We start from the raw sequence: 4,332 nt of genomic DNA on the forward strand, positions 1-4,332 counted from the left end.
GGCATCACCCTGGTCGATGAAATTTACCTGGGCCTGAGCTATGACGCGCAATACGGTCAGACGGCGCTGGCACTGGATGACAACATCATCAGCATCAACAGCTTCAGCAAGTACTTCAACATGACCGGCTGGCGGCTGGGCTGGATGGTGGTGCCCGAGAAACTGGTGCCCGTGATTGAGCGCCTGGCGCAAAACCTGTTTATCTGCCCCAGCACCATTTCGCAATATGCCGCGCTGGCCTGTTTTGAGGCCACCAGCATCACCGAGTACGAACGCCGGCGTGCTGAATTCAAAGCCCGCCGAGACTACTTCATTCCTGAACTCAACGCCTTGGGCCTGACTGTGCCAGTGATGCCGGATGGCGCTTTTTACGCGTGGGCCGACTGCTCGGCCGCCTGCCAAAAACTGGGCATCAAAGACAGTTGGGACCTTTCCTTTGAGATCATGCAAAAAGCCCACGTTGCGGTCACCCCGGGGCGCGACTTTGGCACCTATGAGACCGCCAACTTCATCCGCTTTTCAACCGCCAGTTCGATGCCGCAGTTGAAAATGGCCATCGACCGTTTGAAGACTTTGCTGGCATGACCGAGGCACACCAGGCTTCAGAAAAATTCACCTGGCCCGTGCGGGTGTACTGGGAAGACACCGATGCCGGCGGCATTGTGTTTTATGCCAATTACCTGAAGTTTTTTGAGCGTGCTCGAACCGAATGGCTGCGCTCGCGTGGCATTGAACAGCGCGCGTTGGTGGAGAGCACCGGCGGCATGTTTGTGGTGAGCGAGGCCCAAATCCGATACCTCAAACCCGCGCGCCTGGACGACGAACTTATTGTTACAGCCTGGCCGCTGGAAGCGGGTCGTGCGTCCATGACAATACAGCAGCAAGTATTTCTAAAAACACCCACGGGCACGCACCTGCTGTGCGAAGGCACCATCCGCGCCGGTTGGGTCAATGCCGTGACCCACAAACCTGCAAGAATTCCGCCCACTGTTCTGGAAGCCCTGAAATGAATCAAGACCTGTCGATCCTCCACATGGTGCTCAACGCCAGCTTGGTTGTGCAATTGGTGATGCTGCTGCTGGTGGTGATCTCGGTGTCGAGCTGGGCGGCCATTTTTCGCAAGCTGTTTTCGCTGAAAAAAGTGAAAGCCATCAACGATGACTTCGAGCGTGAATTCTGGTCGGGCACGAGCCTGAACGACCTGTTTGCCGCCGCCACCAAAAACGCCCATGGCACGGGCCCGATGGAACGCATTTTTGCCAGTGGCATGCGCGAATATCAAAAGCTGCGCGAGAAACGCATCACCGATGCCAATCAGTTGATGGAAGGCGCCCGGCGTGCCATGCGTGCCAGTTTTCAGCGCGAGATGGACGTGGTTGAAATTCATTTATCTTTTCTCGCCACGGTGGGTTCGGTTTCACCCTATGTGGGTTTGTTTGGCACCGTTTGGGGCATCATGCACTCCTTTACCGGCCTGGCCTCCCTTCAAACGGTGACGCTGGCCACGGTGGCACCCGGCATTGCCGAGGCCTTGGTGTCGACCGCCATCGGCCTGTTTGCGGCCATTCCTGCCGTTGTGGCCTACAACCGGTTTGCCCGCGATATTGACCGTATTGCGATCCGCCTGGAAACCTTCATTGAAGAGTTTTCCAACATCTTGCAGCGCAATGTCGGCGCGCAGTCGGCCTCCGGCAAATAAGGGAGCGACACCATGCCCGCTTTGGTTAGCCGTGGTCGGGGACGCCGCACCATCAACGAGATCAACATGGTGCCCTTCATCGATGTGATGCTGGTGCTGCTGATTATTTTCATGGTGACCGCACCGCTCATCACGCCCAGCGTGATCGATTTACCCAGTGTCGGCAAGGCGGCCAAGCAGCCCGACCAGGTGATCCAGATCGTCATCGGCAAAGACGAGTCGATTGAGATGAAGGTCAAGGAAAAGACCAGTTCATTGGGGCTCAAACAAATCGCCAGCGCCGTCAAGCAAGCGCAAAGTGGGGTCATCAACTCGGCCGTAGTCATCAGTGCCGACAAGAACATCAAGTACGAGACCGTCGTCAAGGTCATGGACACCTTGCAGCGCGCCGGCGTCCAGCGCGTGGGCTTGTCGGTGCAACTGGCTAACTAGAACCCCTCCCATGCAGGCTGCGACCGATCGCCTTGAATTTGCGCCGCCTTCGACGCCAGGCGGGCTGCGCGCACTCGGGCTGGCGTTGCTGGCGCATGTTTTTTTACTGATCGCACTGTCTCTGAGTGTGCAATGGAAGCGTGAAGCGGTGACCCTCTCGGCAGAGGCCGAATTGTGGTCTGCCATGCCGCAAGAAGCGGCGCCCAAGCTGGTTGAAGCACCGCCCGAGCCACCGGCACCGGTGGTGGAACCGCCGCCACCACGACCCGTTCCCGTTCAGGTTGAAGACCTGAAACCTGATGCCGACATCGCGTTGGCCCAGGAAAAGAAACGGCTTCAGAAAGAAAAACAGTTAGAGCTTGAAAAGCAGCAACTGGCGCAATTGCAACTGGACAAGCGCAAGCAAGAGAAGCTCAAGCAAGAAAAATTGAAACAGGAAAAGCTTCTGCTGGAAAAGAAACAACTGGCCGACAAGCGCTTGCAGGATCAACGCGATCTGGATAAAAAAGCGGCTGAAGACAAAAAGAAAACAACCCTGGACGCCAAGCGCAAAGACGCACTCAAAGCGCAGCAAGACAAACTGGCCACCCAGCAAACCGAAGCACAGCGCACTGAGAACATCAAGCGCATGGCCGGACTGGCAGGCGCCACGGGCGGCCCCTCGGCCACGGGCACCCACTTGCAATCGTCCGGTCCCTCGGCCAGCTATGCCGGTCGAATTCGGGCCCGTATCAAACCCAACATCGTTTTTGTCGACGAAATTATTGGCAACCCACTGGCCGAAGTCGAAGTGCGCACCTCCGCCGATGGCTCCATCATCAGCCGCAAGTTGCTCAAGCCCAGCGGCGACAAGGCGTGGGACGAAGCGGTTTTACGCGCCATCGATAAAACCGAAAAATTCCCAGCCGATACCGATGGCCGGATTCCCTCGGCCATGATCATCAGCTTCCGCCCCAAAGATTAGCTTTATTTTAAATAGCTACTCACGCAAGTAACACGGGGGCTAGAGCCCTATTTCATTCATAAACAATGGCGGACTGGCCCAAGCCTGCCTGCACCCGCCAAGCAGACAAGGCCTCGTTGGTGGGGAAGAATTTGTAGGCATCGCCCAATTGAAGCTCCGCCGTGGCCGATCCTGCTTCGCTTTGGCATGCCACCGCAAAGCGCACCCCCAAGCCCCGCACCACCTCACCCTGATCGGTGGTTTCCCGCTGAGCCGGGTATTCCTTGATCACGCGCGCCACATCGGGCACCTTGCTTTGCACACCCGAATTCACCGCCACACGCAGGTACTTGCCGAAGCGGCAACGCGCCTGGTCCAGATCCCAGATCTGCGTCACGGTCAGTTGCATGCCACCTGAAAAGCGGTCGAGTTGCTGCTTGCCCATGACGATGACCAGTTCGTCATCTTTGAGTAAATTCTTATGCGCGTTGATCAGCGCCTCGTCGCAGCGGGCATCAATGACACCCGTTTTATCGTCCAGCTTGAACAGCGCCAGCTTGCCGCGCTGGCCGTTGATGACCCGAAAATCGGTAATGATGCCGGCCAGCAATTGCGGCTCGCGGGTGTCGATCAAGTCGTCAATGGCGCGCTTGGCAAAGCGACGCACTTCGAGCACCACCTCGTCAAACAGGTGGCCTGAGAGGTAAAAGCCGACCGCCGTTTTCTCGTAAACCAGCCGTTCCTTGATGCCCCACGGCATGGCGTCCACCAAATCGGGCTCTTGGGTGCTGGAGCCGTGGTCGTCGTCACCGCCCATGTCAAACAAGCCGCCCTGATTGGCGTTGGCCACGGCTGCTGCACCAAATTCAAAGGCCCGCTCCACCGACGCCAGCAAGCTGGCCCGGTTGAGCTGAATGGCATCAAAGGCACCTGCCTTGATCAGGGCCTCGACCGTGCGCTTGTTGATCTTGCTGCGGTCTACCCGAACGCAAAAATCAAACAGGCTCTTGAACGGCCCCACTTTGTCACCTTGCGGACCGGCACCACGCCCCTCGCGCGCCGCCACAATCGCCTCGATGGCTTGCTGGCCGGAGCCCTTGATGGCGCTCAGGCCATAGCGAATCATCTTGTCGGAGATCGGCTCAAAGCGGCTCACGCCCCGGTTGACATCGGGCGGCTCGAAGGTCAGGCCCATCTTCAAGGCGTCTTCAAACAAGACTTTGAGCTTGTCGGTGTCGTCCATTTCCACCGTCATATT

6 protein-coding genes are annotated in these 4,332 nt (G+C 57.6%); 5 read left to right on the plus strand and 1 reads right to left on the minus strand.

The genetic code is table 11. From position 1 onward, the window contains the following. From WCG50_RS17730 to tolA, 5 genes are all read left to right on the plus strand, one after another. Nucleotides 1-585 (plus strand): aminotransferase class I/II-fold pyridoxal phosphate-dependent enzyme (locus WCG50_RS17730; protein WP_336900921.1); only part of this gene is annotated, 585 nt, incomplete at its 5' end. Next, on the plus strand, nucleotides 582-1,010 hold the full coding sequence (gene ybgC, locus WCG50_RS17735; RefSeq protein WP_336900922.1) for a tol-pal system-associated acyl-CoA thioesterase: 429 nt from the start codon (nucleotides 582-584) through the stop codon (nucleotides 1,008-1,010). The genes WCG50_RS17730 and ybgC, both read left to right, overlap by 4 nt. Continuing rightward, complete coding sequence (gene tolQ, locus WCG50_RS17740; RefSeq protein ID WP_336900923.1) at nucleotides 1,007-1,699, plus strand: protein TolQ; 693 nt, start codon at nucleotides 1,007-1,009, stop codon at nucleotides 1,697-1,699. The genes ybgC and tolQ overlap by 4 nt, the downstream gene beginning before the upstream one ends. 12 nt (nucleotides 1,700-1,711) lie before the next feature. Then, nucleotides 1,712-2,131: a biopolymer transporter ExbD gene (locus WCG50_RS17745; protein WP_336900924.1), complete on the plus strand. Its 420-nt coding sequence runs from the start codon at nucleotides 1,712-1,714 to the stop codon at nucleotides 2,129-2,131. Between the two features lie 10 nt (nucleotides 2,132-2,141). Then, nucleotides 2,142-3,095 (plus strand): cell envelope integrity protein TolA, encoded by a 954-nt coding sequence (tolA, locus tag WCG50_RS17750; protein WP_336900925.1) that lies wholly within the window; start codon nucleotides 2,142-2,144, stop codon nucleotides 3,093-3,095. Between the two features lie 52 nt (nucleotides 3,096-3,147). Here tolA and WCG50_RS17755 read toward each other — a convergent pair. After that, nucleotides 3,148-4,332: OB-fold nucleic acid binding domain-containing protein (locus WCG50_RS17755; protein ID WP_336900926.1), on the minus strand; the 1,185-nt coding region annotated here is incomplete at its 5' end.

This window comes from Rhodoferax sp. (assembly GCF_037143375.1).
Taxonomy (GTDB): Bacteria; Pseudomonadota; Gammaproteobacteria; order Burkholderiales; family Burkholderiaceae_C; genus Rhodoferax.